The sequence below is a fragment of the Candidatus Cloacimonadota bacterium genome (genome assembly GCA_011372345.1).
In the GTDB taxonomy this organism is placed as follows: Bacteria; Cloacimonadota; Cloacimonadia; order Cloacimonadales; family TCS61; genus DRTC01.
In genome coordinates this window covers 1-5507 of sequence record DRTC01000524.1, presented here as the reverse complement: position 1 = coordinate 5507, position 5507 = coordinate 1, and the positions used below count along the sequence as shown (strand labels likewise).

Sequence of the window (5507 nt, the reverse complement as noted above, 5' to 3'; positions counted from 1 at the left end):
CGAAGATATCTTTGTATTGAACGAATATGTAGAACCATTCATACCGGGATTGACCAATCTTGCTTACAGAACTTTTTTAAGAGGATTTGTCAGAAGTAATTCAGTCAGCAATTTGATCACTTTTTCCTATTCTGCAATTGGAGCGAGTTATAATTCTCTTTCGTCCAGTTACCTGCAGAATGATTCTCAAATAATCGGAATTTATGATAATTTAAGTTTATTGAATAACAGGTTATCTTTAAATATGAGTTTAAATATTCTTTCCGATAATTTGGAAAAACAAAATGAAATTACCAATAAATCTTTGAATTACTCGACTCAACTTCTTTATAAACCTGTTGATTATCCGTATTTCAGAGTCGGTTTCAGTAATAATACATCCAATAATGATGCAGATGATACTAACGCTATGGATGTTCAGACAACAAACATAAATTTCGGTGTTGGATACGAAGTTGAAACAATTTCTTTTGCTCCAACTCATTTCAGTCTGGGATTTTATAATTCCAGCAATAAAGATAAGGAATTTGAATCTTACGATTATAGAATGAATAATGTTTCTTTAACTGCAAAAAGCAAATTCACAGAACTTCCTCTCACAACTACTTTATCATTATCCTTTAATATGAACGATGATACAACTTATGATTCAACTTCCGGAACTGATCTTGAAACAAAATACAACTATAATTCCATCTATCTGAAAGGAGCAATGACTTTCCTGGAAGAAAAATTAAGACCTTTCATCGATTTCAAACATACATTCTTCGGAGGAGATGCGGAAAGTCAATCTACACAACTGATGAACCTTGGAACTTCCTACTATTTCACACCAAATACATTTGCCAGTACTGATCTCGGTTTGAGAATGTATCATGATGAGGATGATAACAGTTCTGCTTATAACTGGCGTTTTAAGATTGGTCAGAAGTTCTAAAAAGATGCTATTAAAACTTCCGGAATTTTAATTAGCTTCGGAAGTTTTTTGATTAAAATTCAATTCAAATATCTAAAGAGGGAAAAATGGGGAGAATAGTTACAACAGTCGATATTGAAAATATTTCCCAATCGGGATATTCCTTAAAACTTGATGCTCTGGTTGATACAGATGCAAGTTATCTGACATTACCATTGGCATGGAAAGAACGGTTTAATGATTTTGAATCAGAGGAAACAGTCGAACTTCAAACTGCAACTCAAGAAATAGTAAAAGGTTTGGTTTGCGGACCGGTAAAGATAAAAGTCGAAGGTTTTAGAGCAATTTACAATGAAGTATTGTTTTTAGATATGAAACCTGAAAATGGAGAATATGAACCTTTAGTTGGTTATATCATACTTGAACAGTGCGGAGCTGCTGTTGATATGATCGGACACAGACTGATTTCTGTGAAATATATGGATGCGAAATAAAATCTAAATCCGCTTTTTAAATGATTGTCCATTATTTTATCTAGTATCTGACCGAAAACTCACCCCCAGCCTCTCTCTTTAGCAAAGAGAGGGGAGAACGAGGATCACGAAATCGCTTTATCCACAATTGTTTCCCCTCTTTGTCAAAGAGGGATCAGGGGAGTTTGTGATAGAAAAAACTGAGTTTTCGTTCAAGCACTATATAATAAAACTCAACTCGAAATGATTCGGAAGCTGCAATAGAATGTGAGTTGAGAATTGCGACATTTGTATGACAGGTTGCTCTCGACTCACACTTCGCTGCGAGTCAAGTTCAACTTCAAGTGAATTGAGAGAGAACTTTCCGAATCTTTGTTGGAAGAATTACTTCGTGGGGAAGCTTCGGAAAGTCGAGATTCCCTTCCGAAGTTTATCTTTCATAATTTTCTCACATTAGAAAATTCGGAAGGTTCGGTGATAATGGAATTGCAACATTTATTTGTCTTGTTATTCTCGACTCACACTTCGCTGCGAGTCAAGTCCAACCTAAATTGAAATTAGAGAAAACTTTCCGAATCTTTGCTGGAAGAATTCCTTCGTCAGAAAGCTTCGGAAAGTAAATAATATTTTTTTGGATAAACCAATGAAAAACTTAAAGTATATAATTGTCCCATTTGTTATTTTTATTTTTTTAAGAATCATTTTTGTTACCAGTTTCTGGGAAAACCTGGAGCATAAATCTCAAGACCTTTTATTCCTCTTAAGAGGACCACGAGACATTTCCAATGAAGTTGTGATTATCGAGATTGGAGATGAAACTTTCAATACTTTAAACCAGCAGTGGCCCTTTCCCCGCGAGTATTATGCTCATCTCATCGAAAACCTGGAAAATGCGGGAGTCAAACAGATAATTTTTGATATCGAATTCACGGAAGAATCCAATCCTGAATCTGATGAGCTTTTAGCTCAAACTGCTGCAAGATACAACAACATAATTTTTGCCGGTAAGCTGATCAAAACAATTAAAGAAGATCATATTAAGCAGCAGAATCTTCCTCCCATCAAAGCAATAAACAAGAGAGGAATTCCCTGGGGAACTGTTAATATCTCCTCAGATGATGATGGCTTTGTGCGTCGTTATGAAATGTTCCAGATGAGAGGGAAAAAAGAAAAATACTCAATTGGAGTGATCTCTTTTGCCATGTTGGAGAAGAATATCGGTTGGGCTAAGGAAATCGAAAATACGAACAAATTTTTCCGGATAGGGGACAGGTTTATTCCTAAAATAACCTCTAAAAGCTGTTTAATAAATTATTATGGTCCCCAGGAGACTTTCAATTATTATGATTTCTCCGATGTGATCGATGACTCGACTTTTGTTTCGGAATTTGAGCAGAACCTGGAAATGGATATAAATCAATTTTACGAGATCAAGGACGAATTCAGGGATAAGATCGTTTTGATCGGTGTTTCAGCGGATGAATTTCATGATTCTCACGATACTCCTTTCAACAAACTGACAAAACAACCTATGCCCGGAGTAGAGATCCATGCTAATTTCATTGAAATGGTCAAAAACATGGATTTTCTTTATCGTTTTTCATCCCTCTCCTGGTTGATCATCTTTTTTCTGCTCTGTTTTATCCTGTTCATATTCAACACAAATGTCAAACCAACGATCACGATCGCGATCAATTTTGTCTTGATCATCGGTTTTGTCCTCTTTTCCTATTATATTTTCAAAAATAAAAATATCCTTTTTACTGTTTTGGAACTTCCTGCTTTGATCATTATTATTTATATCATTGGACTGGTCTTCCAATATGTAAAAACTGCGAAAGAGCGGAAATTCATAAAAAGTGCTTTCAAACAATATCTATCACCGGAACTGGTAACCGAACTGCTCAAGGATCCGAAAATGCTGGAATACGGAGGTTCTGAAAAAGAGATAAGTGTGCTTTTCTCGGACATTCGCTCCTTCACTCCTTATACGGAAAGTCATACTCCCAGGGAAACCGTTATTATTCTGCACGAATACCTGACTGCAATGGTCGAAGTGATCTTGAACAATAAAGGAACTCTTGATAAATTTGTAGGTGATGCGATCATGGCTCTTTTCGGGACTCCGGTGGAACTGGATAATCATGCTTTCTGGGCGTGTAAAGCTGCTTTTGAGATGAGACAGAAATTAAAAGAACTTCATCTTAAATGGGAAAATGAACGCAAAGATCCGTTTGAAACAGGAATCGGAGTTCACAGCGGAATTGCTACAGTCGGGAATCTCGGTTCGGAACAGATCTTCGATTATACGGCGATCGGTGATACCATCAATGCCGGAGCAAGATTAGAATCCGCTAATAAAGAATATGAAACGCAAAACAAGATCATTATCAGCGAGCAGACTTATGAAATGGCAAAGAACAGGTTGATCGTCAAATACCTGGACGAAGCAAAAGTTAAAGGAAAGAAAAAACCCATCAATATCTATGAACTGATCGGGATCAAAGAGGAAATATAAAAACAGCTGAAAAATACATTCTCGTTCCAATGCTCCTGCCTTGGAATGTAAAATCGGACGCTCCTGCTTCAAAACAACTATTTACAATGCAGAGCGTCAAAACAAGCATTCCCACGCAGGAACGTGGGAACGAGGATATAATGAGAGATTGCATTCATGAATCCGACGAGCGTTCCCAGAGAGGGCTTTGGGAATGATGGAAAAGCACGGGAACATGTTTGTTTGTTAACAATGTGTGGGAGATAAATCTAATATTATCAAAACCTCATCATATACTGCAAATTCCCGCCGCCAAAACCATGCACAGCAAAAACATGGCTGAGGGAGAATTTCAGTTTCGTGTTCTTTGAAAAGTTATAGATCCAGCATAAATAGAATTTCAGGTCATCGTTTCTATAAAAATAATCGTTTTCAAATATAATGTCATCCATATCTGCTTTGTAAACTGTACCCAATAGTCCTGCTTCCCAGATCGTGTTTTTTAAATTATATTCGCAGAATACAGCAGGCATGATCTCTTTTCGTTTAAAATCGTAATTTCTTATTCCCTTGGCAGTTGCTTCCTGGAAAACATAATGCAAAACCGGTCGGATCGCTATATTGTTATCAATCAGGCAGGAGAGCTGCAGGGAAAAGTCATTTATTACATTTTTATATGAGTAATCATTTTCCGATTCATAAAAGAGCTTCTTTTCTGTAAATAAATAATATTTCCATTTAAATTCCGAAAACAGTTCTTCCTGAAAGAAATAGTATATTTTTGCAGTTGAATTATTTGTCTGATCTTCCGTTAAATAAATATCCGGAGATAATTCCTGGTTTTCAAATTTGATCTGGAAGGGATTCAGTACTTTGCCTGTTGTGAAGAAATTAAATTTATTATTTCCATACCGAATCTGCCAGGTTATTCCCAGCGGTTCTCTGGTTACTCTCCCGCCAATCTGGTTCTTCTCATCATAAAGAAAATCATCATAAGAAAGAGCGAGTCTAAAATACTTTTCCGATGTTTTATTTTTTATGGAAAATCCCAGATCGAGATCTATAAATTCTTTGTCGTATTCGGCATTGCACATGGAAAAAATGGACAGATGTTTATAAATCCTTCTCTCAAAACCCATATAAAAATATTCTTCCTGTTTATCTTTATATTGGGTTTGATGTCGAAAAAAATTAGAGCGAAACCACCATCCTTTTCCCAGTTCCTGATTAATATTCATTTTAATTTCATTGGAAAGGTCTTTAACATGAGTGCTGCCGAAAGAGAGAAGCAATTCATTTTTCTTCAGCAGGTTTTTTTCATAATCCAGTTCCCATAACGGATGGAAATCATAAGTGGCAAAATTATGCAGGAAAATTCTGGTCGCTTTATATTCATCATCGAATTTCCAATCAGGGAGTTCAGGATCAGGATAAAGGGAATACCGGAAAAGGATCAAACCCCAAAATAAAATCTTAATATATTTCTTCATTTTCCTATCCTGCAACAATGATTATTTCTTTTTTTGTAATGTAAAGATTTTTTTTTATTGACGATAAAAGTCTATTTTCCAAAAAGTACGAAGCAAGTAATCATACTCGGGGATTTGGGATATTATTGCAT

3 protein-coding genes are annotated in these 5507 nt (G+C 35.8%); 2 read left to right on the top strand and 1 reads right to left on the bottom strand.

Annotated elements, in window-relative coordinates:
* The first annotated feature begins 1023 nt into the window (after window positions 1-1023).
* Together ENL20_10015 and ENL20_10010 are read left to right on the top strand one after the other, a co-directional pair.
* Window positions 1024-1410, top strand: a complete 387-nt coding sequence (locus ENL20_10015) for a hypothetical protein (protein ID HHE38891.1) — start codon at window positions 1024-1026, stop codon at window positions 1408-1410.
* Window positions 1411-2032: 622 nt separating this feature from the next.
* On the top strand, window positions 2033-3907 hold the full coding sequence (locus ENL20_10010; GenBank protein ID HHE38890.1) for an adenylate/guanylate cyclase domain-containing protein: 1875 nt from the start codon (window positions 2033-2035) through the stop codon (window positions 3905-3907).
* A gap of 257 nt (window positions 3908-4164) precedes the next feature.
* Here the strand turns inward: ENL20_10010 and ENL20_10005 are convergent, their stop codons facing one another.
* Window positions 4165-5376: a hypothetical protein gene (locus tag ENL20_10005; GenBank protein HHE38889.1), complete on the bottom strand. Its 1212-nt coding sequence runs from the start codon at window positions 5374-5376 to the stop codon at window positions 4165-4167.
* Window positions 5377-5507: the final 131 nt, after the last annotated feature.

Excerpts from the sequence above, each read along its gene's own strand:
- ENL20_10015 (HHE38891.1), top strand. The coding sequence starts at position 1,024 with ATGGGGAGAATAGTTACAACAGTCGATATTGAAAATATTTCCCAATCG.
- ENL20_10010 (HHE38890.1), top strand. The coding sequence starts at position 2,033 with ATGAAAAACTTAAAGTATATAATTGTCCCATTTGTTATTTTTATTTTT.
- ENL20_10005 (HHE38889.1), bottom strand. The coding sequence starts at position 5,376 with ATGAAGAAATATATTAAGATTTTATTTTGGGGTTTGATCCTTTTCCGG.